The organism is Pseudomonas sp. MF09156, from assembly GCF_059862305.1.
Genome location: NZ_JCBCUR010000021.1, coordinates 55,435 through 78,655, shown reverse-complemented (window position 1 = coordinate 78,655; position 23,221 = coordinate 55,435). Strand labels below are relative to the sequence as shown.

The following is a 23,221-nucleotide window of genomic DNA, read 5'->3' as shown; positions in this document are numbered from 1 at the left end:
GTAAGCGCTTCGACTTCAAATGCCCAATCGAAGTTATGGGCGAGGTGATGCAGAAGGCCATGGCTATGCGGCATGATGCTCCAGCTTCAATTCAATGACCGTGTTGCACTCAGCTCCTGCAACCGCCAACAATAAAAGCATTTATGGTCTTTCTCTCATTGCCCTTAGCATGAGCATGGGGCAAGTTGCAGTGGCTGTTGAGCAAAGACCTGAAGGATTCATTGAGGGGAGCACCTTTAGTATTCTCAATCGGAATCTCTATCTCAATCGTGATTATCGAAAGGGCCAGTCAAGCCCCACGGGCAATGGTTACTCAGCCGAATGGGCTCATGGCATCATTGGCCGATTCGAATCAGGCTTTACTCAAGGTACAGTAGGCTTCGGCATTGATGCGTTTGCAATGGAAGGCCTCAAGCTCGATTCAGGTGATGGTCGCTCGGGAGCTCGTAGCTCAGTCGATGTCTTGCCGCACAATAGCAAAGGCCAACCTGAAGACTCCTACTCAAAAGTAGGCGGAGCCGCAAAAGTGCGTTTCCTGGATACAGTCGTCAAGGTAGGGGACGTATTTCCATCGACGCCTGTCGTGGCCTATGGGGATTCCCGACTCCTCCCTGAGAGTTTTCGTGGTGCAACGTTTACCAATACCAGCATCAAAGACCTTACCCTTCAGGGTGGTCGGCTGCATGCGATGAGCCAACCCAATTCCAGTGGCATGCGTGACGGCTTTTCGACTTTCTACGCTGGTGCGGTAGATGCTCCGTGGATCGCTTATCTAGGGGGCGATTACACAGTCAATGAGCACGTAGGTGTGAGTCTTTACACCAGCCAATTCAAGGATGTGTGGAACCAGTATTACGCAGGCACCACATTGAGCTATCCGCTCTCAGATAGCGTATCGCTAATCGGTGGTTTTAATTACTACCGAGCGGTGGATGAGGGTAAAAAACTTCTGGGAAGCTTCGATAACAACATCTGGAGCGGCAAGACCGGGGTCAAATTCGGAGCGCACGTCGTGACCGTTGGGTACCAGCGCAATAATGGTAACGACGACTTTGACTACCTTCGCCAATCCGACTCAATTTTCTTGGATAACTCTATTCAGTACAGCGATTTCAACTCACCGAAAGAGCAATCCTTGCAGCTGCGCTACGATCTAGATATGCAGGCCTTCGGCATCCCCGGTCTCAGCTTCATGACCCGCTACGCTAAGGGTTGGGATGCGGACTATTCCAACGCGAACAGCGTGTACATGCGTCGTGGAGCGGATGGCGCCCCATTGCAGAATCAAAAGCGTTGGGAACGAGACATCGAGGCTAAGTACGTCATCCAGTCAGGTTCTCTGAAGGACATGTCTTTACGTGTTCGCCAGGCAACGACACGAGCCACGGATTTCGAATCTGATTTGGACGAGGTCCGACTGATTGTCGAGTATCCACTGCAAATGCTTTAACGGACGCTGGCCGTAGGCATCAAGCGTCCGATTGCCAGATACACCCCGTCTCTTTTTTCTCCTTTGGTTTTGGAGACGGCTTAGGCGCCCTAGTGGCGCCTTTTTTTATGGATATTGACATAACTATCGGTATATCCCCGGCCGTCATTCCAGTGCTGATGCTGCCCCTCATGAGCTCTCGCACAATCTATTGCGTACACAGGTTCTGCACGAGCAGGTGTATTTCCGTCCTGGGTTGTATGGCTAGGTGGAACGTGTGATTATACTTCAACTATAGGTAGGGGGGGTATGGTATGGGGCATATGAGATCGAGCAAAGACAATCTTCTTAAGCGCGTAAAGCGGATCGCTGGGCAAATCCAGGCGATTGAGCGAGCACTCGACTCTGATGATGACTGCTCGAAAACCTTGCTTTTGGTCGCTTCGACTCGTGGCGCGATCAATGGGCTCATGGATGAAATCATCGAAGACCACGCTCGTGAACACGTCGCGAATCCAACACTCAGCAACGAAGAAAGAGCGAAAGGCGTCGATGAGCTTCTCGAAGCCATTCGCCGCTATTCCAAATAGGATTTGCCCAGATGAGTAATTCGTACACCGACTATTCCCACGACCATATGTTCCTTGGGAAATCACATGAAGAAAACGCCAAGCGTACCTTGTGGGTGGTGGCCCTGACCGTCGTAATGATGGTTGCTGAAATCACCGCAGGTTATCTCACTGGCTCAATGGCGTTGCTTGCCGATGGTTTTCACATGGCAACGCATGCAGGTGCACTGGGCATAGCCGCAGCTGCTTACGGTTACGCGAAAAGACATGCCTCAAGTGCTCGCTACAGTTTTGGAACTGGCAAGGTGGGAGACTTGGGTGGCTTCGCTTCTGCTCTGATTTTGGGACTGGTTTCCTTGGGAATTGCTGGAGAGTCGCTGTTTCGTCTCTTTCAACCGACTCAAATGCAATTCGGGACAGCGACTCTAATCGCAATTGTCGGACTAGCAGTGAATGTGGTGAGCGCGCTTTTGCTGTCTGGCGGTCATGATCATCACCATGGGCATGACCACGGCCACGATGAGTCTCACCATGCGCATGGTCACGACAATAATTTGCGCTCTGCATACGTTCACGTCATTGCAGATGCACTGACTTCGGTTCTGGCCATCGCAGCCCTTCTTGCTGGTCGATACCTTGGTTGGGTATGGCTCGACCCTGCAATGGGGATTGTGGGTGCCGTTGTGATTGCACGCTGGGCTTGGTCGTTGATGCGGGTGACTTCGGGTGTATTGCTCGACCAGACAGATGATCATGTCGCTGAAGAGATTCGTGAACTGGTTGAGCGACCGGGAGATGCTTCGATCATTGATCTTCATGTCTGGCAGGTGGGGCCGCAAGCCCGCGCCGCGATTGTGAGTGTTCTGGGCAGCCCAGCAGTGAATGCAGAAAACATACGAGAACGGCTGGCGACGGTTCATGAGATCACTCATCTGACAGTTGAGTACCGCACGAAGTTGGGCGCTGACTCACCCGATCAGGTCGCCGTTCTGGCTTAGCAATGAACCCGTAGCACGCATAAGTTCGACGAGGAATTGAACAATGGCCAAGGACATCGAAAATCCCTGTATTTCTGTTTGCCAGCTGAACAGCGAACTATGCGTCAGCTGCGGTCGTACCAAGGAAGACATCAGAAAATGGAAACGAATGAAACGTCCAGAAAAAATGGCCGCTGTACAACGCGCCACCCTGCGTCTGAAAAGCCTGCAAAAAAAGAACTCTTAAACCACAGTCATTTACCTTTTCTACTTTTTCAGCCGAGACAGATGCCCTAATTCGAAAGGGCAAGCTGAGAGGCAACGCCGTTCCCAAACTTAGCACTATCCCGATCAGCAATCTGCTGCCCAATGCGTGGCAGTATACGGAGCATGGCGTCATCTCAAATTGTTATTGAGGACAGCAGTACGGGGTTATCAAATTCGGTGCAAGAGCGCCTTTACAATTGTTGCTGATGTCCTTAGCGAATGGTTTGAGAATGAAATCGACAGAGCATGTCCCGCTGCATGGCCATGAACGGTGACCATGCTGTGACGGGATGGACGGGGTGGGATTAGTTTTCGGGGTATTCAGCAATCACCTGATCTGTGCCAGCTTTGGTCAGGCCGATTATCTGGTAGGCCTCATGCACTCCGTCGACTTCCATTCCTGGAGAACCTGCTGGCATGCCAGGAGCAGCGATCCCGAGAAGGTCGTCACGCTTACTCATCGCAATTATTTGCTCAACTGGCACATGACCTTCAACAAACTTCCCGTTGATCATCGCAGTGTGACAAGACGAGAGTCGTGGAGCGACACCTAGATCTTGTTTGACAGCACTCATGTTGGTTTCTACATGATCAATGACGGTGAAGCCATTGGCCTCAAGATGCTGAATCCATTTTTTGCAGCATCCGCAGTTTGCATCTCGATGCACATCGATGGTCAGGGCCTGCGCCGCTTGAGCCGTTGAGCCGATGAACAGCGCAGCGAATGTTGCAATACGCAGAAATCGACTTGAAAGTCGGAAGCTACCTGTCATGAATATTTCCTTTTCCCTTGGAGACGGCGAGATGTTCTACGAAGCAATAGAACCCCACTCAAGCGTTCATGCCGCTGCAAAGGTTACATTGAAGGATCTACTTTAGAGTCGGGGAGCCAACTCCCCGATCATTTGAATTCGTAGGGCTAGTGCTCAAATCGCTCAGAACCACATCCGAATACCAGCTACAAACCGGGCCTCGTTTGTCTTTTCCCCTTCATCGCTGGCCAGGTCAGCCGTCTTACCATATGAGCGATTCCAGCTAACACCAATGTAGGGTGCGAATTGACGAGTAATTTCGTAGCGCAACCGCAGGCCTAGTTCAGTGTTGGCCAATCCAGATCCTATGCCGCGCTGAGGATCATTTTTCCCGTACAAGTTTACTTCGGCGGTCGGCTGCAAGATCAGGCGATTGGTCAACAGGATGTCGTAATCGCCTTCAAACCGAGCTGCGGTTTGACCGTTCTCACCAATATAAGCAGTCGCTTCAGCTTCAAAGTTATAGAGGGCCATGCCCTGAATACCGAGCGCTCCCCATGTTTGAGGTGACCCAGGTTTGAAGTCTTGTCGAATGCCGGTGACGACATCCCACCAAGGACCGATGGCGTGTCCCCACAGAGCCTGAAGTTCAGCGTTCTCGGTTACGCCATTGGTACGTTCGCCTTCCGAACGCAACCATAGGCGATCGACGTCACCGCCGATCCACCCTTTTGCATCCCAAGCCAGCGCACTACCGTTGTCAGCGTCTTGGTACTCAAATTTATCCAGGAGGATGAACGAGTTAATTTTTTTATCGTGCACACCATGGCCTGGTAAGTCTGGAAAAGCGGCGGCCCGGTCAGCGTCGGTAAGTACGGGGATCGGGGTTCGGCTTGTGGTAGTCGCCCCTCCATCCATGCTTTCCATACCGTCCATTTGCCCGTTATCCATGCTCATCTTGCTGTGATCCATAGCCCTCATCTTGCTATGGTCCATGGATCCCATTGAGCCGTGGTCCATCTTGGAGTGATCCATCGCGGCATCTTTCGCTTTGGCTGGTTTGGATTTTTGTGCAGTTGAAGACTTTGCGTCCGCACTTGATGGCATCGCCATCGACGGATCCATCTCTTCAGCGGCTTGAGCCATGAAAAAGAATGCTGGACCGGTAGAGACTGCAAGTGCCATCAGCGTTGGGCGTAAAAACTTACTGGTCATGATCTCAATCTGCCTTTTTGGTTTTTTGGTCATGATCCATCGACTCATGGCTCATCTGGCTATGGTCCATTGCCCCGTGATCTAGCTTCGAATCGTTTGCCGTTGCTGGCTTGTCCGTTGCTGTAGCAGGAACAGTGGTTGAATGGTCGCTGCCATTTTCCTCTGCCAGCACCGTGGACGAGAGTCCACTCAGCAGGACAGCAGCAAAGAGGCAACCCACGAGGGAATTACGATTTAGGTATGTGCTCATAGATCGTCTCCTTTACTCATCTACCCGTACTTCACGGAACATGCCCATTTCCATATGGAAAAGCAGGTGACAGTGATATGCCCAACGGCCTAAGGCATCAGCGGTGACTCGATAGCTGCGTTTGGTACCTGGTGGCATATCGATCGTATGCTTGCGCACCATGAACTTGCCGTTCTCATCCTCGAGGTCACTCCACATGCCGTGAAGGTGGATGGGGTGGGTCATCATGGTGTCGTTCACCAAGGTGATGCGCAGACGCTCGCCATACTTCAGGCGCAGCGGTTCGGCGTCAGAGAATTTGATGCCGTTGAACGACCATGAAAACTTCTCCATGTGACCGGTCAGATGAAGCTCAATGGTACGATTTGGCTCGCGGCCGTCAGGGTCTTGGAAAGTGCTTTTCAAGTCGGAGTAAGTGAGCACTCGACGACCATTGTTCCGCAAGCCTATGCCCGGATCACTTAGCTTTGGCGTTGGATTCATGGCTTGCATATCAACCAGGGGGTTGTTGGTTTCAGAGGCAGGGTGTGTCTGCATTTCTCCACCCATACCACCCATGCCAGCCATCCCTGACATATCACCATTGCCCATCCCAGCCATCTTGCTGTGATCCATGCCCGCCATGTTAGTCATGTCACCGCTGTCCATGCCGGTCATCCCGGTCATGTCACTTTGGTCCATACCGGTCATCTTGCTGTGGTCCATGCCAGCCATGCCGGACATGTCACCTGGTGTCTTCTCTGCGCCGCCCATACCAGCCATGTTGCCATGGTCCATACCAGCCATACCGCCCATCCCCATGTCATCCATAGTGACGATTGGACGTGGATCTATAGCAGGTACCTGAGCAACTAGCCCTTCACGAAGAGCGAGGGTTCCGCGTGCATAACCCGTCCGATCCATAGACTGGGCGAAGATGGTGTAAGCCTCTTCACTGGCAGGCTCTACGATCACGTCATACGTTTCAGCTACGGCGATGCGGAATTCGTCAACGCTCACTGGGTTGACGTGTTGGCCGTCGGCGGCCACAACGGTCATTTTCAAACCAGGAATGCGGACGTCGAAATAGCTCATCGCCGAGCCGTTGATAAAGCGTAGTCGTAGCTTCTCACCCGGCTTGAAAATACCGGTCCAGTTACCGTTTGGCGCCTGGCCATTCATGAGATAGGTGTAAGTATCTGCGCTGACGTCTCCAAGGTCGGTTGGGCTCATGTTCATTTCAGCCCACATCTTCCTGTCAGCTACTGTTGCTGACCAACCTTGCTTACTGACATCGTCGATAAAATCACCAACGGTGCGTTTATGGTGGTTGTAGTAGCCCGACTGTTTCTTAAGCTTGGCCATGACGCGACTAGGATCTTCATCGGTCCAGTCAGTCAACATCACCACATAGTCGCGGTTGTATTGAAAAGGTTCAGGCTCTTTCGAGTCGATAACGATTGGCCCGTAAACCCCTGCCTGCTCCTGTAAGCCCGAGTGGCTGTGGTACCAGTACGTACCATTCTGATGAACCTTGAACTTGTACTCGTACATGCCGTCGGGTGCGATGCCATGGAAACTCAAGCCAGGTACACCGTCCATATTGGCCGGCAGAATGATCCCGTGCCAATGGATTGAGGTGTCTTGGTCCAAGCGGTTTTTTACACGCAGGGTGACTGTCTCTCCTTCGCGCCAACGCAGCAAAGGCCCTGGCAATGATCCATTGATGGTCATGGCTGTTCGCGGTGAGCCGGTAATGTTTACAGGGGTTTCACCAATAAACAGATCAAATTCATTGCCAGTGAGTACGCTCGGCAGACCTGGACTTGTCACCGCCCATACAGGAGTGCGCCAAAGGCCAAAGCCGCCGAGAATGCCACCAGCGGCCAAGCCTTTTACGAATGTCCGTCTAGAGGTTTTGGAATGCATGCCGTTTATTTCCAATCAGTCAAAAGGGAAGCCGTGCGAAACAACCGATCATGAGTTGCCCGGATCAGCTTTGCCCGCCGTCACAAAAGACAAACTCTTACGGCAAGCGAGTTCAGAAATTGCCACATTTAAACCACCGCAGTGATTACATTTCTGTCAGCTTGGAGGGCCCAGCTATTTAGCAATTCTTGTGATCCATCGCCTTGGCTTTGCTTTCAGCGACGGGAGGTTGGGCATTTTGCGTTTGAGCTACTCGGTACGATTCCATCGAATTATTCCTGGCCACTTCCATGCGTGCGAAAGTCCGGTCACCACCGCCTTCAGCCATAGCCAAAGAAGAGACGGTCAGAGCCGCGATGACGAACAAGGTTTTGATAGGGTTCATTTGGGGGGCCTCGGATGATTATTGGTAACCCCTGAATCCACATCAGTCGTTGACTCTTTGGGGGTGAGCTTGAGGCTCAATAGGACTATAAGACTCATCCCCTGTCAGGAAGCTTAGGCCAATATTACAGTTGTGTCAGGTTGCGATATTTCTCTTGAGATACAGAGTGATTAGTCCGTAAGGTCTAAGCTATCCAACGACACATAACCTCCATCCACCATCTAAAATTTACCTGTGCGGTGTTGTAAGTTTCCGGTCACTGCACGATGGCGTGGCGTTTTTTGAGTTTTCGCTGAAATCATACATCGGCTCGGACGCACTACGTTAAGAACTTGAGTGTTCGATAGGTGGGAATTAAATGGCGGCGTAACTAAAGGTGGCCACCGGTGAGTATTAATTTTGAAAAAGCGCTTGGCTCCGCAGAAAGAGCATTACTTTTTCGCAGCCAACGAGCTGAGGTACTTAGCAATAACATTGCTAATGCCGACACTCCTAACTTTAAGGCCAGAGACTTGGACTTTTCTGCTGTACTGGCTAGCCAAACAACGGGAGGTTTGGCTACTCCGTTCTCTTTAAAAACAACAAACCCGAAACATATTGCCGTAAACGAATTAGCAAGTGATATTCACAGCGGTGCTTTGCTTTACAGTACGCCGAACCAACCTTCCATTGATCAAAATACTGTGGATCGACAGGTCGAGGTCGCAAAGTATACGGAAAATGAAATTCATTTCGAAACCGCCTTTACTAGATTAAATGGAGCATTTAAGGGGCTACTTAAAGCTCTGCGAGGTGAATAATAAACTTTACCCAGCGAGGGAATCAGCGCCTCAGGCGCTGATTTGGGAAGGGAACCCGAGTGCTTCGACAGTTTTACGGACCTGCTCTGGGTTTTCGCTACTTTCGACGCTCACTTTACCGGCAGCGCGATCTACGGAAACCGTAGCCTCGCTGTCCAGTGACTGGATCGCTTTGGTGATTTTGCTGACGCAGCTACCGCAACCAATGCCTGATACGTTTAAGACGAACATGGTTATTCCTCTTGTGCTGGGCGGTCTCTTTTCACCGCAACAACAGCATCAACGTTGACACCACGGTAAGGTCAAGAGTTATATCTTGCGGGCTGCGAGCATCGGTTACTCTCAATCTATTCGGGTATTCCTCAATCTCAAAGCATTGAAAACTACAGATGCAGAACTGACGCTCATGGCTAACGCAGCGATCATTGGCGACAGAAGGTGTCCCGTCAGTGGATAGAGCAGGCCTGCGGCGAGGGGAATACCCATTGAGTTGTAAAGGAAGGCGAAACCTAAGTTTTGCCGCATGTTTTTTACCGTTGCAACCGAAAGTGCCCGTGCCCGTAAAATCCCCATCAGGTCGCCTTTTACCAGCGTGAGCTGCGCGCTATTCATCGCGACGTCAGTCCCTGTCCCCATGGCAATGCCCACATCAGCTCGCGCCAAGGCCGGTGCGTCGTTGATACCGTCGCCGGCCATGGCAACCTTTCGACCGTATTGCTGGAGGTCGGCTACCAGACGCTCCTTGTCCTGAGGTTTCACTTCACCATGAACCTCTTCAATACCCATCTCCCTGGCGACAGCACGTGCGGTGGTGATCCCGTCTCCGGTGGCCATGATGATTTTTACGTTATCAGCCTTAAGCTTGGTGACTGCTTCTTTAGAGGTTGGTTTTATCGGGTCTGAGACCGCCAGTAACCCCGCCAAGACCCCGTCAACTGCTAGATAGATGATGCTGATGCCTTCAAGGCGCAACAACTCTGCACGGTCTTGTAAGACCTTAGTGCTCACGCCGGCAGCTTCCATAAGTGCAGTGTTGCCCAGCTGTACTTTCTTGCCACCAACGAGGCCACTGACTCCAATCCCTGATCCGGACTCAAACGATTCAGGCTTGGTGAGCGCAACATTTTCAGTTCGGGCGTGATCGACGATGGCATGAGCCAAAGGATGTTCGCTGCCTTGATCAAGGCTAGCGGCCAGTTGAAGCACATCGTGTGGGTTGAAATCTGGTGTGGCCTCCACACTGTGAAATACCGGCCGTCCCTCTGTCAGGGTCCCCGTTTTATCGACAATCAGTGTGTCGATCTTGCAGAGATTTTCGATGGCACTGGCATCCCTGAACAGCACACCCATACTGGCGGCTTTACCCGTCGAAACCATGATCGACATGGGCGTTGCCAGACCCAGTGCACAGGGGCAAGCGATGATAAGTACGGCGACAGCGTTGATCAGGCCGAAGACCCAGCTGGGTTCAGGGCCGAACAGTCCCCAGCCTAAGAGGGTCAGCAACGCAATCGCGATAACCGCCATCACAAAGTAGCCGGCGATCGAGTCGGCCATTCGTTGCATGGGCGCTTTGGAGCGTTGGGCTAGTGCGACCATTTGTACTATCTGCGACAGCATAGTGTCAGCGCCGACCTTTCGCGCCTCCATCACCAAGCTTCCATGAGTATTAAGCGTGGCACCGATCAGACTATCCCCCGCTCTTTTCATGACCGGCACAGGTTCACCAGTGAGCATGGATTCATCCACCGCACTTTCTCCCTCGAGTACAGAGCCATCTACTGGCACTTTTTCACCAGGTCTGACCCGCAAATGGTCTCCCAAGTGAACATGGGTAAGAGGAATGTCTTCCTCCTGACCATCATCATTGATCTTGCGTGCAGTTTTGGGAGACAGGCCTAGAAGGGACTTAATGGCGGCAGAGGTTTGTGAACGTGCTTTGAGCTCAAGAATTTGCCCAAGCAAGGTGAGCGAGATGATGACCGCAGCGGCTTCGAAGTATACGCCGATGCGTCCATCTTGCATGAAGGTGGTGGGAAAACTTTGGGGAAATAGGGTTGCCGCGACGCTGTAAAGATAGGCTGCGGCAGTACCTAAACCAATCAGAGTCCACATGTTTGGACTGCGATTTCTAACAGATGCTATGCCTCTTACAAAAAAGGGCCAACCTGCCCATAAGGTGACCGGAGTGGCAAGAGCGAACTCGATCCAGTTTTGAATCGAACCATGGAAGAGTTGTAATGAGTGACCCGCCATGGCTAGAAGGGCCACCATTACGGTTAAAGGCAGCGACCACCAAAAGCGGCGGGTGAAATCCAGGAGCTCGGTTTTGTCATCGTCATCAAGCGCGGGCATGACCGGCTCTAATGTCATGCCACATTTAGGGCAATTGCCGGGCCCTGGCTGTCTTATTTCCGGGTGCATAGGACAGGTAAACTCAGTGGCTACCTGTAGCGCGGGCTCTATAGCGGCGCTGCTGGGTTCAGCGCTGGGATGATTACCAATGTAGCGTTCTGGATCTGCCCGAAATTTCTCTTGGCATTTCTGGCTACAAAATTGATACGTCTGTCCTTGGTAAGACTCGCCAAATTTACTTGGAGGTGTAACCGCCATACCGCACACCGGGTCACGTAGATCACCGTCATGGGGCGAGGCAGCGTGGGCGGGACCGTGATCGTGGTGGCTCGGTGTAGTGGGCATAGCTATTTCTCTTCCTCGTTGGTTCCTGCCTGATCGCCATGGGCATGTCCGCCATGTCCATGCCCAAAAAAATGCATCAATGGACAGATCAACAGGATGAGATAGGGCAAATACGGATAAACGTGGGTGAAATGTTCCCGCACCCCGTAAAAGGCACCGATCGCAACGAGCATGATCAGTACAACGCCTGTTTTGCGCCTCCAAAATGGTGGGGAGGTGCTTCCAGCCGGATGCTGATGGTTATCCATGATCTAGACCCAGTGTGTGAGCGTGTTGCTCTGATCTCTGCCTCAGAGCATAGCGAACTCTTGCGTCGACGCGGTTTTTGCGGGCGGTTCAGGCTTACTTCAAGTCAAATTGACCGACCATCCCCGACTGGTAATGACCTGGCACGTTGCAGGCAAATTGGAGTCCAGTTGTGTTGTTGAAGGTCCAGATCAACTCCTTGGTTGCCCCTGGCTCGATCAGCACGCTATTCGGGTCGTTGTGTTCCATTCCAACCATCTTCATGCCTCCCATGCTATGGCCCATGTTGCCCGACATTTTTCCAGTTCCGGTGGGTGTAAGCGTTCCATTCTGGAACATGCTCGCCATTTCTTTTTGGTGCGCCGCGTGAGCAGCGGCTTGGCCGATATTGAACTCGTGGAGCAACGCCCCTTTGTTGTGAAGTACAAAGCGAACTGTTTCACCGGGCTTTACGTCGACGCTTTTAGTTTTGAAGAAAATATCGCCCATCTCCACATCAACCGTGCGAGTGACCTCTGAGGCGACTCCAGGCTGACCGATATCCTCTTTCCCATGACCTACGCTGGCCATCGCCGTAGCGCCGAGGAGTAGGGTGATTGCCGCAATAACTGGGGTAATGAGCTTAGTTTTCATGGTGACCTCGAGAGCAAGTGGAAAACACTAGCTATGCTAAAGGGATAGAGCTGCCCGTTAACTGACTTGAACACTACATTTCTGTCAGTTTTCCTGAGAAAACACGGCGCCCAGATGACGCCGTGTCTAGCAGGGCGGTTCAAAGAGCCCCGTGGGAGTTATTCGGTTACTGATGGTTCTCAGAAAGCATCAGTTTGTGCTCGCGCTGCATTTGGTTCAAAACGTCATCAACCATGGCGTCGTGTTTTTCCATCCAGGCGAGATGTTCCTGAGGTGACATTGATGCTTTTGGATGATCTAGATGAAGCTGGTCCATGATCTCGCCCAGTATTTTCATATGCTCGGCCATGTGCACATGGCGTTGCCCTTCAGGAGCTTTTTCAGCTTGTACCAAGGTCGCTTCGGCTTTGTCGCGCAGACTTTCCATGCGCTCCAGAATCCGATCTGCACCACCTTCAGCCAACGCAGACGCAGAGATGAGTATCGAACTAACAAAGAATAGGGCTTTTAAACGGTTCATGAGGCAGCTCCTTTTGATTTGTTCTCCGGCTCCTCTAGGTTTCATGCTGAAGAGTCGGTCGAGCACCAGGAAGTACTCATGCTCGAACCCTAGACAGCACTCGCTGACATCTACCTGAAGCCAATATTACTTTTCTGTCAGCTGCTGGTTGGCAGAGGCATTTCATTGCAGACTCAGCCTCACAATTATTCGAGAGCCATCCTCATGAGACTTCTGGTTGCGGAAGACGAACCCAAAATAGGTATTTATTTGCAGCAAGGACTCACTGAGGCGGGGTTCAATGTTGATCGCTTTACCAATGGCAAAGACGCGCTTCAGCACGCATTGAGCGAGGCGTATGACCTGCTGATTCTCGATGTGATGATGCCTGGGCTGGATGGCTGGGAAGTACTTCAAAAAGTGAGAGCATCCGGAAAAAATGTACCAGTGCTTTTCCTCACGGCGCGAGACCGCGTTGAGGATCGAGTAAAAGGACTTGAGCTGGGCGCAGACGATTACCTGATCAAACCCTTCGCATTTTCTGAACTGCTGGCTCGCGTCAGAACGCTGCTGCGTAGAGGCACCACTGCACCCTCCCAAACCCATATGAAATTGGCTGATCTGGAGGTGGACCTCCTCAAGCGCAGGGTTATCCGCGCAGGCAAACGTATAGATCTAACGGCCAAAGAGTTTGCGTTGCTCGAATTGCTGCTCCGTCGTCGAGGTGAGGTTCTGCCCAAGTCGCTTATTGCTTCCCAGGTCTGGGACATGAACTTTGACAGCGATACTAACGTCATCGAGGTTGCTGTCAGGAGGCTCAGAGCAAAGATTGATGATGATTTTGAGGTCAAGCTTATCCACACCTCTCGAGGCATGGGGTACATGCTGGATGCGCCGGATTCGGGGACGGGGTCGGAATGAAGCGAATGTCCCTGACTACGCGCATGAGCCTGATGTTCATGCTAGCTGTAACGGCTGTGCTCACCGTCGCTGGACTCAGTTTTAACAACCTCAGCCGGCATCATTTCAAGATGCTGGATCAGCAGGCGCTGAACGAAAAGCTTCACTCGACGCAAAGAATTTTGACTGGGTTGAACAGCATTGATCAGTTCAGTGATGTTAAGCCTGAGCTGGAGGCACTGCTTGGTGCTCATCGTGATTTGACAGCCCTTATCATCGATGGTGACGGTAAGCTCCTGTTTGCTGACCCAGGTCCAATCGTGGTTCCTGAAGACTTCCGAACAATCACAAACAGCAATGTCTGGGAGTGGCGAGACCAGGAGCAGATATTTCGAGGCGTGACGGCGCAAGCCATTGTGACGGGGCAGGATAAACCATTGACAGTGATGTTGATCTTTGATGTCACTCAACATATGGCCTTCTTCGAGACACTTGAACGATGGTTTTGGATAGGGCTGGTGATAAGCGCGCTGGTCAGTGCTGCACTGGGCTGGATGGTAGCGCGTAGTGGACTGCGACCTATTCGCCTCGTCACTCAGGTAGCAGCTTCAATGTCAGCTAAATCGCTCAAAGAGCGTATTCCATTAGGTCCCGTTCCCCAAGAGCTCCAGCAGATGGTGCTCTCGTTCAACGCAATGTTATCTAGACTGGACGATGCGTTTGTTCGTTTATCGAACTTCTCTGCGGACATTGCTCACGAATTACGGACACCCGTTAGCAATTTGATGACTCACACTGAAGTGGTTTTATCTAGAAAAAGAAATATTGAGGACTACGAGGACAATCTGTACTCAAATCTTGATGACTTGAAACGTATGGGGCGTATGATTGATGAAATGCTTTTTCTAGCGAAATCAGATAACGGTCTAATTACACATGAAAACAAACCGATAGACCTGGTAGCAGTAGTAGAGAAATTACTCGAGTACTACCGTTTGCTGGCTGATGAGCGAGGGATCGACCTCAAGGTTACAGGCAGGGGTAGCGTCCGAGGTGACGTACTTATGCTCGACAGGGCCATCTCTAATCTGCTCTCAAATGCGCTCCGGTACACCCCCGAAGGAAAGTGTATTACTGTCGATATACGGCAGAAAGGAACTTCAATATCAGTGTCTGTGGAGAACCCGGGAGAGCCCATTGCGCCCGAGCATCTTGAAAAGCTGTTTGATCGATTTTATCGCGTGGACCCAGCTCGCAGAGAAGGAAGTCCAAGTAATGCAGGGCTAGGTTTATCGATTACTCGATCAATTATTGAAGCGCATGACGGAAAAATATGGTGTACGTCGTTAAACGGAAAAACAGCCTTTCATATTGAACTCCCATGTGCTGATGCAAGAAAGGCCTAAGACACCTTGTTCATATGTATGCAGGCAACATGTGGTTAGCTCAATAGGATCGTTTTTGGATGAAAGAAAACTCTTGGAGCGTTCCAAAGAGAGTCGCGTATTTGGCGCCGTATCCGGGCAGATCAGTGCCAAAAACCCGCCCCAAGCTGACTGAAATGTAATCGAACAGTTTGCGTTCATGTGGCATCGTGTACTCGCACTGTGACGTTGGAAATCTTGTGATTCCTCCCTGTCCAGCCGGCCCTAGGACACGGAATTTGCTAGGTATTCGTCAGTGGTTTTAACGAGCGTCAAAAAGTAAAAAACTAGATATTCCCTAAAAACCTAGAACCAACAGCTTTTGCTGTCAGGAGTCTTGCATGTCATTCCTTAAAACTACCACCGTAGCTGTTGCGCTGACTGCGGGTTTGCTTCTGAGTGCAGTTGCTCAGGCGCATCCAAAGCTGGTTTCTTCTACTCCCGCTGAAGGATCGGATGCGGCGGCTCCGTCTAAAATTGAACTGCACTTTTCTGAGAATCTAACGACTCAGTTCTCTGGTGCAAAACTGATCATGACCGATATGCCTGGTATGCCGAATTCACCTATGGGCGTAAAAGCTAACGTTGCAGGTGGCGGTGATCCGAAAACGATGGTTATTACACCCGCATCGCCATTGACCACGGGTACTTACAAAGTCGAATGGCGTGCCGTTTCCTCGGACACTCACCCGATTACCGGCAACTTTTCTTTTAAAGTGAAATGATTCATGAGCGACTCAATAAATATCGTTGTTCGCTTTGCTCTTTATTTCGACCTGATGCTGTTATTTGGACTGGCAATTTTTGGTCTTTATAGCCTCAGGGGAAAAGAAAGAATATCGGGAACAGTTTTGAATTTTGAGTCGCTTCTTTACAGTACTTCTGCTGTAGGCGTAGCTCTGTCCCTTGCCGCGATGTTGTTGCTTGCGAAAGCAATGAGTGGCGTGTCGGGTTTCATGGAGCTACATCACCATATTTTTCAAATGGTTCTCATGGGGACTGACGTCGGTTTGACCTGGATGGTCCGAATAGGGGCGTTGGTGACGGCCATTATTGGCGTTTCCCTAAACAAGCGCTTTCCGACACTCAGTCTGTGGATTGTCACCGTGTGTGGCGCGATTGCGCTAGCAACCTTGGCATGGACAGGGCACGGAGCAATGGACGAGGGTAGCCGTCGCTACTGGCATTTTACTAGCGATATCTTCCATCTTTTGGCCGCAGGCGGTTGGTTGGGTGCGCTAGCGGCATTTGCCCTGCTTCTGCGTTTAAAATCACTAAAAGGTGATCAGGAAGCACGAATTCTTGCTCGGGTACTGACAGGGTTTGAATCGGCCGGCGCGGTGATTGTAGTGATCATCAGCATTACGGGAGTGGCGAACTACCTATTTATCGTTGGGCCAAACCTCGATGAGGTGATGCTCAGCACTTATGGCGAGTTGCTATTTTTAAAGGTCCTGTTATTTGCCGGGATGATCGTATTAGCGACGCTAAACCGGTTTCACCTAAGCCCGCTCTTGGAACGTTCTGTTCGAAATGGAGACTATGCTGTCGCGGTCAATGCCTTGCGCCGTAGCATGAAGCTCGAATTTTCGATGGCAGTCATCATTGTTTGTCTAGTCGCATGGTTAGGTACTTTAAGCCCGGTCATGGAAATGAGCGCGGCATAGCGGTTGGTGACAGCCGACAAAGGAGTCTCAAGGGTGAATTGTAAGGGCCATTTGCACCGTCTACACTCCAGCTCATGAAACGCTACCTGCGGTTTTGCCTAATTTTCCTGATTAGCTTGGCGCTTCCCCTCAGCGGGATGGCGGGTGTTCAGGCATCGACTGAACCATGCCCGATGAAAACCATGGGCATGGCGATGATGGATGGTATGGGGCAAGACTGCTGCCACGACATGAAAAGTCCCACCGAGCATGGCAAACCTTGTAAGCCGGGTCAGGAATGCAAAACTGGCGGCATGCTGCAAGTATCGATCATCAAGCCTCCTATCACCCTGTCCAGTCCTCTCGCTCTATCATTCTCCAGCCATCTCCCGCTCGTACAAACCTCTTCAGGGGTATGGCGACCCCCACGTACTTGATTCCTGTACCACACTGAGCCTCATTCCGCGTTAGCGGGATGGCATATCTGCGCGCATGTCTTATGAAGCGCGCGGTGGATCATCACAGGAATCGTGAACATGAACTCCAAGTGCTGTTGCACAGGTTGGTCCTTCCTGGCCGGCCTGGCGGCAAGCGTACTGGCATTGCCGAGCTTCGCTAGCGCATTGACATTCGATGAAGCGCTGCGGCTGGCCGAAAACAATGCACCATCGTTGACCGCACAAGACGCCAAAATTCAAGCAGCCACTAGCGCGGCCATTCCCGCCGGCGAACTACCCGATCCCAAGCTACTGCTGGGCGTGCAGAACTACCCCATTGGTGGTCCCGACAGATGGAGCATCGACCAAGATTTCATGACCATGCAAGTGGTCGGGATTAGGCAGGAGATGCCCAACAGCGACAAGCGCAAAGCACGTATTGAGGTCGCGGATGCGGCTGTTGATCGAGCGTCCGCCGAGCGTCGAGTGGCGCGTCTGAACGTCCGACAGTCCACGGCATTAGCCTGGATCAGAAGCTACTCGGTTGAGCGTAAAGATGCGTTGTTCCAGGACTTCTACAAAGAAAACCGTCTTCTGACCGATACCGTCAGAGCTCAGGTTGCGGGTGGCCGAGCCCAACCCGCCGATGCGGTCACACCTAAACAGGAAGCTGCTCAACTGGCTGAGCAGCAGGATGATTTAGTTCGCCAACGTGCACAGGCCCGGGCCGCCCTCAAGCGCTGGATTGGCCCTGCCGCCGATGACAAACCGGTAGGCAACTTGCCTGATTGGCCTATTGAGACCTCAGGTTACTCCCATAAGCTGCAACATCACCCCGAATTAGCGGCTTTTGTGCCGATGACCCGTGAAGCACAAGCCAAGATCCGTGAAGCTGAGGCGGAAAAGCAATCTGACTGGAGCTGGGAATTCGATTATCAGCATCGAGGCCAACAATTCGGTGACATGGTCAGCGTGCAGTTTTCATGGGATCTCCCGCTGTTCCCTAACTCTCGGCAAAACCCCAAGATTGCGGCCAAGCACGCCGAACTAAACCAGCTTGAGGCTGAGCGCGAAGCCCTGTCACGCGAGCATACCCAGCTATTGGAGGATGAGTTGGCTGACTACGAGCGCCTCAATCGTGCAGTCAACCGTAATCAGGAAAGCTTGTTGCCGTTGGCTAAAGAAAAGGTCGAACTCACGATGGCCAGCTACCGCTCCGGCAAGGGTGACTTGAACTCGGTTGTTGCCGCCCGACGCGAACTTATCGAAGCCCGTCTCAAGCAGGTTGACGTTGAAGAGCAACGTGCCCTGACCAGCGCTCGCCTGTATTTCTCTTACGGGGAGTCCGCTCAATGATTTTTAAATTATGGAAAGGGACTTTAATCATCGGCATCTCGATTGCCTTGGGTGTTGCCGGGGGTTACTGGTTAGCCCAACCGCGAATGAGCGGAGTAGCTGGTGTCGTACCGGATCATGAACCCAAAGCCTCTGCCGATCGAAAAGTTCTGTATTGGTATGACCCCATGTACCCACAACAGAAATTCGATAAACCGGGTAAGTCACCCTTCATGGACATGCAGATGATCCCTCAATACGCAGATACCAAGGGGGACAGCGCTGCCATTCGAATTGATCCAAGCCTGACTCAGAACCTTGGTGTGCGACTGGCTAGTGTCAGTCGAGGCGTATTTGCCTCGACACTGAACGTGGTAGGTGTGCTGGCCTTCAACGAACGGGACGTTGCAGTCATTCAGGCCCGTACGGCGGGTTTTGTCGAGCGTGTGTATGCCCATGCACCTGGTGATGTACTGAAAGCGAATGCCGCCTTGGCAGACATCTTGGTGCCGGAGTGGGCAGCTGCTCAGGAGGAATTTCTCGCCCTCAAGCGTAGTGGCGATGCTGGCTTGCTGACAGCGGCCCGGCAGCGATTGCGGCTAACCGGAATGCCACCTACGTTAATTGCTCAAGTTGAGCGCACTGGCAAAGTTCAATCGAACCTGACGCTGACCAGCCCTATTGGTGGTGTGCTTCAAGAGCTGAGTGTGCGTGAAGGTATGACGGTGGCCGCAGGCGAGACGTTGGCTCGTGTTAATGGTTTGAGCAGTGTCTGGCTGGCCGTGGCTGTACCAGAGGCGGAAGCTGGGTCAATCGTAGTAGGGCAAGCAGCTGAAGCGCGTTTATCCGCATTCCCTGGAGTTGTGCTCAAGGGCGTCGTCAGTGCGATTCTTCCGGAAACCAGTTCGGACAGTCGCACACTTCGCGTTCGAGTTGAGTTACCCAATCCAGATGGCCGACTCAGACCAGGTTTGACCGCACAGGTAAGCCTCAATCGTTCAACGGAGCAAAGTGTTCTGTGGGTGCCGAGCGAGGCCGTCATTCGTACCGGTCGACGTGCGTTGGTCATGCTCTCTGAAGACGCTGGTCGATATCGCCCGGTGGAGGTGCAGCTAGGCCAGGATAACGATGGCAAGACGGCGATATTGAAAGGCTTGGAAGAGGGGCAGAAAGTGGTGACCTCTGGCCAGTTCCTGCTCGACTCGGAGGCCAGTCTCAAGGGCGTTGTCGCAAGCTCATTGGACGTTTCGCCATCTACTATGCCCGTTGGCGCTTTGCATGAGGCCGATGGTCAGATCGTTGAGATCAACGACAAAGAAGTCACGCTCGCCCACGGGCCCTTCAAGACATTGGGTATGCCAGGCATGACGATGACTTTCCCTCTCGCCACGCCAGCTCTGATGAAAGGCCTAAAAACGGGCGACAAGGTTCGGATCGCTGTTAGCCAGACGGATGATGGTCTGCGTGTTGAACGTCTGGAACGCTCTGGGGGCCAGCCATGATTGCGGCCCTTATTCGCTGGTCGGTGGCCAACCGCTTTCTTGTGTTGCTGGCGACGCTGTTCGTCACGGCATGGGGGATCTGGGCGGTTCAAAGTACGCCCATCGATGCATTGCCAGACCTGTCGGATGTTCAGGTAATTATCCGTACACCTTACCCAGGCCAAGCCCCACAGATCGTCGAAAACCAGGTGACCTATCCACTGGCAACCACCATGCTCTCAGTACCTGGGGCCAAGACTATGCGCGGTTACTCCTTCTTTGGCGAAAGCTTCGTTTATGTGCTGTTCGAAGACGGAACTGACTTGTACTGGGCCCGCTCGCGGGTGTTGGAATACCTGAGCCAGATACAAAGCCGCCTACCAGCCAGTGCTAAGCCAGCCTTAGGACCTGATGCCACTGGCGTTGGCTGGATTTTCCAGTACGCGTTGGTTGATCGCAGCGGTGGGCACGATCTGGCGCAACTGCGAGCCCTACAGGACTGGTTTCTCAAATTCGAGCTCAAGACGCTGCCGAACGTTGCGGAAGTGGCCACCGTAGGTGGCATGGTCAAACAGTATCAGGTCCAGCTCGATCCGCTAAAGTTGGCGAACTTGGGTATCACGCAGTCTGAGGTGACCGAGGCGATCGGCAAAGCCAATCAGGAAACCGGTGGAGCCGTGCTGGAAATGGCGGAGACAGAGTTCATCGTACGAGCTTCCGGCTACCTAAAGACGCTCAATGACTTTCGCGCTATCCCGCTCAAACTGGGCACGGGCAGTGTGCCGGTCACGTTGGGCGATGTTGCCACGATTCAGTTAGGGCCTGAGATGCGTCGAGGCATTACCGAACTCGACGGTGAAGGTGAGACCGTCGGCGGCGTGGTGATTCTGCGCAGCGGGAAGAATGCTCGTGAAACCATTGCGGCGGTCAAGACCAAACTCGACGAGCTGAAAAGCAGTCTGCCGGCGGGGGTTGAAATCGTCACCACCTACGACCGCAGCAAGTTGATTGATCGTGCCGTGGAAAACCTCAGCCACAAGCTGATCGAAGAGTTCATCATCGTCGCGTTGGTTTGCGGAATCTTTCTCTGGCACCTGCGTTCATCTCTGGTGGCAATCATTTCCCTGCCGGTTGGGGTGCTGATCGCCTTCATCGTGATGCGCTATCAGGGTATCAACGCCAACATCATGTCCCTTGGCGGGATTGCCATCGCCATCGGCGCTATGGTCGACGCTGCCGTGGTGATGATTGAAAATGCCCACAAGAAGGTCGAGGCTTGGCACGTGGCCAATCCTGGGGAGGAACTGAAAGGTGAACGTCATTGGCACGTGATGACTGAAGCGGCTGCCGAGGTAGGACCTGCATTGTTCTTCTGTCTGCTGATCATCACCCTGTCGTTCATTCCGGTGTTCACGCTGGAGGCCCAGGAAGGACGTCTATTCGGCCCGTTAGCGTTTACCAAAACCTACGCTATGGCCGCAGCGGCTGGACTGTCGGTAACTCTCGTACCGGTGTTGATGGGGTATTGGATCCGTGGACGAATTCCCAATGAGCAACAGAATCCGTTAAATCGCTGGTTGATCCGGATCTACGAGCCCGCTCTGGACGCCGTATTACGTCGACCTAAAATAACACTGCTGGTTGCGTTGCTAGTCTTTGTCAGCGCGTTGTGGCCGATCTCTCGTCTGGGTGGTGAGTTTCTTCCCCCGCTGGACGAAGGCGACCTGCTCTATATGCCATCAGCTCTGCCTGGATTATCGGCGCAGAAGGCCGCGCAACTGCTTCAACAGACTGACCGTCTGATAAAGACAGTTCCAGAGGTCGAACACGTTTTCGGAAAAGCCGGCCGCGCTGAAACCGCGACTGACCCCGCACCTTTGGAAATGTTCGAGACCACCATCCAATTCAAACCACACGAACAGTGGCGCCCAGGCATGACCCAAGAAAAGCTAGTGGAAGAGCTGGATCGAGTGGTGCGAGTTCCTGGGCTGACCAATATCTGGATACCACCGATTCGCAACCGAATCGACATGCTGGCTACGGGGATCAAGAGTCCTATTGGGGTGAAAGTTGCCGGCACCAACCTGACGGAGATCGATGCCGCGACTCAGGCGGTCGAGCGAGTGGCTAAGGGCGTACCCGGTGTCAGTTCGGCTCTGGCCGAGCGACTGACCGGTGGTCGCTATATCGATGTGGATATCGACCGCAAAGCCGCCGCCCGCTACGGACTGAATATCGCCGATGTGCAATCCATCGTGGCCGGTGCTATCGGCGGTGAGAACGTCGGGGAGACCATTGAAGGGCTCGCACGTTTCCCGATCAACGTGCGTTACCCTCGGGAGTGGCGTGACTCGCTCGGCGCCCTGGAGCAGTTGCCGATCTACACCCCGCTAGGGAGCCAGATCACCCTCGGCACTGTGGCGAAGGTCAAGGTCAGCGACGGCCCACCGATGCTCAAGAGCGAGAATGCACGGCCCTCCGGTTGGGTATACATCGACGTGCGTGGCCGGGACATTGCCTCGGTAGTCGCCGACCTGCGTCGGGTCGTCAGTGAACAGGTCAAGTTGCAGCCCGGTATGAGCCTGAGCTACTCAGGACAGTTCGAATTTCTCGAAAGGGCCAACGCACGACTCAAACTGGTGGTGCCTGCCACGCTGTTGATCATATTCGTGCTGCTCTACCTAACGTTTTCTCGCTTTGATGAGGCCTTGCTGATCATGGCCACTCTGCCATTCGCACTGACTGGTGGGGCATGGTTTCTCTATCTGTTGGGATTCAACCTGTCGGTTGCCACCGGGGTCGGCTTTATCGCCTTGGCCGGTGTTTCTGCCGAATTTGGCGTGATCATGCTGCTCTACCTGAAAAATGCATGGACCGAGCGTCAAGACCTCGTTGACAACACAGAACGCGGGTTGATGGCCGCGATTCGTGAAGGCGCTGTCCAGCGCGTTCGACCTAAGGCTATGACCGTGGCAGTGGTTATCGCTGGTTTGTTACCTATACTTTTGGGAAGCGGTACCGGTAGCGAGGTTATGAGCCGCATTGCCGCCCCGATGATTGGCGGTATGGTTACGGCACCCTTGCTATCGCTGTTTGTGATCCCGGCGGCCTATCACCTCATGCGTCGTCGACACTTGTCCGTTGAGCCTGGCAAGCACTGACGCGTAAAGATGCATACGAAAGGGGCTGCGCTTGCAGCCTCGTTTGAGCTGCATAGCCTGTTTTCATCAGTCCTACGCGTGGTATGTATCGAAATTAGCAAGTTTATGTCTTTTGCATAAACTCGCTAATTTCGATACATACGCTGTGGTCAGTGCCATTACCCACCAGCACTTGCCAGAAAAACGAACGCTGCCACCACTCCATTT

General features: G+C 52.6%; 23 protein-coding genes. 13 read left to right on the top strand and 10 right to left on the bottom strand.

Annotated elements, in window-relative coordinates; all coding sequences use genetic code 11:
• Positions 1-169 precede the first annotated feature (169 nt).
• The 4 genes from AC19YY_RS27700 (at position 170) to AC19YY_RS27685 (ending at position 3,222) form a co-directional block, all read left to right on the top strand.
• Entirely contained in the window at positions 170-1,450 is a 1,281-nt protein-coding gene (locus AC19YY_RS27700; protein ID WP_500605144.1) for an OprD family porin, read from the top strand.
• 293 nt (positions 1,451-1,743) lie between these two features.
• On the top strand, positions 1,744-2,019 hold the full coding sequence (locus AC19YY_RS27695; protein WP_034139899.1) for a metal/formaldehyde-sensitive transcriptional repressor: 276 nt from the start codon (positions 1,744-1,746) through the stop codon (positions 2,017-2,019).
• An 11-nt stretch (positions 2,020-2,030) separates the two neighbouring features.
• Positions 2,031-2,996: a CDF family Co(II)/Ni(II) efflux transporter DmeF gene (gene dmeF / locus AC19YY_RS27690; protein ID WP_034139898.1), complete on the top strand. Its 966-nt coding sequence runs from the start codon at positions 2,031-2,033 to the stop codon at positions 2,994-2,996.
• 43 nt (positions 2,997-3,039) lie between these two features.
• The gene (locus tag AC19YY_RS27685) at positions 3,040-3,222 is read left to right on the top strand and encodes a DUF1289 domain-containing protein (protein ID WP_017341650.1); all 183 of its coding nucleotides are present in this window, start codon (positions 3,040-3,042) and stop codon (positions 3,220-3,222) included.
• A gap of 325 nt (positions 3,223-3,547) precedes the next feature.
• On the opposite strand, the gene AC19YY_RS27680 is transcribed toward AC19YY_RS27685, so the two are convergent.
• The 5 genes from AC19YY_RS27680 to AC19YY_RS27660 all read right to left on the bottom strand — a co-directional run bounded on the left by AC19YY_RS27680 (position 3,548) and on the right by AC19YY_RS27660 (position 7,752).
• Positions 3,548-4,015: a DUF411 domain-containing protein gene (locus tag AC19YY_RS27680; protein WP_095039783.1), complete on the bottom strand. Its 468-nt coding sequence runs from the start codon at positions 4,013-4,015 to the stop codon at positions 3,548-3,550.
• Positions 4,016-4,177: 162 nt separating this feature from the next.
• Positions 4,178-5,242 carry a copper resistance protein B gene (locus tag AC19YY_RS27675; protein ID WP_019334905.1) on the bottom strand — a complete coding sequence of 355 codons (1,065 nt, stop codon included), beginning with the start codon at positions 5,240-5,242 and terminating at the stop codon, positions 4,178-4,180.
• Positions 5,214-5,459 carry a hypothetical protein gene (locus AC19YY_RS27670; protein WP_135290087.1) on the bottom strand — a complete coding sequence of 82 codons (246 nt, stop codon included), beginning with the start codon at positions 5,457-5,459 and terminating at the stop codon, positions 5,214-5,216. Before AC19YY_RS27670 ends, AC19YY_RS27675 begins: the two co-directional genes overlap by 29 nt.
• A 12-nt stretch (positions 5,460-5,471) precedes the next feature.
• On the bottom strand, positions 5,472-7,367 hold the full coding sequence (locus AC19YY_RS27665) for a copper resistance system multicopper oxidase (protein WP_095039782.1): 1,896 nt from the start codon (positions 7,365-7,367) through the stop codon (positions 5,472-5,474).
• Positions 7,368-7,545: 178 nt separating this feature from the next.
• The gene (locus tag AC19YY_RS27660) at positions 7,546-7,752 is read right to left on the bottom strand and encodes a co-regulatory protein PtrA N-terminal domain-containing protein (protein ID WP_010565102.1); all 207 of its coding nucleotides are present in this window, start codon (positions 7,750-7,752) and stop codon (positions 7,546-7,548) included.
• A 386-nt stretch (positions 7,753-8,138) separates the two neighbouring features.
• Here AC19YY_RS27660 and flgB point away from each other — a divergent pair, with 386 nt between their 5' ends.
• A complete protein-coding gene (gene flgB / locus AC19YY_RS27655; RefSeq protein WP_082461819.1) occupies positions 8,139-8,552 on the top strand; it encodes a flagellar basal body rod protein FlgB in 414 nt (137 codons plus the stop codon).
• A gap of 30 nt (positions 8,553-8,582) precedes the next feature.
• Here flgB and AC19YY_RS27650 read toward each other — a convergent pair whose 3' ends face one another.
• The 5 genes from AC19YY_RS27650 to AC19YY_RS27630 form a co-directional block, all read right to left on the bottom strand.
• Complete coding sequence (locus AC19YY_RS27650; protein ID WP_034116564.1) at positions 8,583-8,783, bottom strand: heavy-metal-associated domain-containing protein; 201 nt, start codon at positions 8,781-8,783, stop codon at positions 8,583-8,585.
• 111 nt (positions 8,784-8,894) lie between these two features.
• Positions 8,895-11,252 (bottom strand): heavy metal translocating P-type ATPase, encoded by a 2,358-nt coding sequence (locus tag AC19YY_RS27645; RefSeq protein ID WP_080761503.1) that lies wholly within the window; start codon positions 11,250-11,252, stop codon positions 8,895-8,897.
• Between the two features lie 2 nt (positions 11,253-11,254).
• Positions 11,255-11,500 (bottom strand): DUF2933 domain-containing protein, encoded by a 246-nt coding sequence (locus tag AC19YY_RS27640; RefSeq protein WP_085057430.1) that lies wholly within the window; start codon positions 11,498-11,500, stop codon positions 11,255-11,257.
• A 94-nt stretch (positions 11,501-11,594) separates the two neighbouring features.
• Positions 11,595-12,131 carry a cupredoxin domain-containing protein gene (locus AC19YY_RS27635; RefSeq protein WP_016963497.1) on the bottom strand — a complete coding sequence of 179 codons (537 nt, stop codon included), beginning with the start codon at positions 12,129-12,131 and terminating at the stop codon, positions 11,595-11,597.
• Positions 12,132-12,297: 166 nt separating this feature from the next.
• Positions 12,298-12,651, bottom strand: coding sequence for a co-regulatory protein PtrA N-terminal domain-containing protein (locus tag AC19YY_RS27630; RefSeq protein WP_016963496.1), 354 nt, complete (start codon positions 12,649-12,651; stop codon positions 12,298-12,300).
• Positions 12,652-12,855: 204 nt separating this feature from the next.
• Here AC19YY_RS27630 and AC19YY_RS27625 point away from each other — a divergent pair, with 204 nt between their 5' ends.
• The 8 genes from AC19YY_RS27625 (at position 12,856) to AC19YY_RS27590 (ending at position 23,014) form a co-directional block, all read left to right on the top strand.
• On the top strand, positions 12,856-13,551 hold the full coding sequence (locus tag AC19YY_RS27625; protein ID WP_008437429.1) for a heavy metal response regulator transcription factor: 696 nt from the start codon (positions 12,856-12,858) through the stop codon (positions 13,549-13,551).
• The gene (gene copS, locus AC19YY_RS27620; RefSeq protein ID WP_032905000.1) at positions 13,548-14,936 is read left to right on the top strand and encodes a copper resistance membrane spanning protein CopS; all 1,389 of its coding nucleotides are present in this window, start codon (positions 13,548-13,550) and stop codon (positions 14,934-14,936) included. The genes AC19YY_RS27625 and copS overlap by 4 nt, the downstream gene beginning before the upstream one ends.
• A gap of 359 nt (positions 14,937-15,295) precedes the next feature.
• Complete coding sequence (copC, locus tag AC19YY_RS27615; RefSeq protein WP_008437424.1) at positions 15,296-15,679, top strand: copper homeostasis periplasmic binding protein CopC; 384 nt, start codon at positions 15,296-15,298, stop codon at positions 15,677-15,679.
• A 3-nt stretch (positions 15,680-15,682) separates the two neighbouring features.
• On the top strand, positions 15,683-16,621 hold the full coding sequence (copD, locus tag AC19YY_RS27610; protein ID WP_016963494.1) for a copper homeostasis membrane protein CopD: 939 nt from the start codon (positions 15,683-15,685) through the stop codon (positions 16,619-16,621).
• A gap of 74 nt (positions 16,622-16,695) precedes the next feature.
• Entirely contained in the window at positions 16,696-17,037 is a 342-nt protein-coding gene (locus AC19YY_RS27605) for a hypothetical protein (protein WP_080761501.1), read from the top strand.
• Positions 17,038-17,136: 99 nt separating this feature from the next.
• The gene (locus tag AC19YY_RS27600) at positions 17,137-18,393 is read left to right on the top strand and encodes a TolC family protein (protein ID WP_020302971.1); all 1,257 of its coding nucleotides are present in this window, start codon (positions 17,137-17,139) and stop codon (positions 18,391-18,393) included.
• The gene (locus tag AC19YY_RS27595) at positions 18,390-19,874 is read left to right on the top strand and encodes an efflux RND transporter periplasmic adaptor subunit (protein WP_020302972.1); all 1,485 of its coding nucleotides are present in this window, start codon (positions 18,390-18,392) and stop codon (positions 19,872-19,874) included. The genes AC19YY_RS27600 and AC19YY_RS27595 overlap by 4 nt, the downstream gene beginning before the upstream one ends.
• A complete protein-coding gene (locus AC19YY_RS27590) occupies positions 19,871-23,014 on the top strand; it encodes an efflux RND transporter permease subunit (RefSeq protein WP_500605143.1) in 3,144 nt (1,047 codons plus the stop codon). Before AC19YY_RS27595 ends, AC19YY_RS27590 begins: the two co-directional genes overlap by 4 nt.
• The last annotated feature ends 207 nt before the right edge of the window (positions 23,015-23,221 follow it).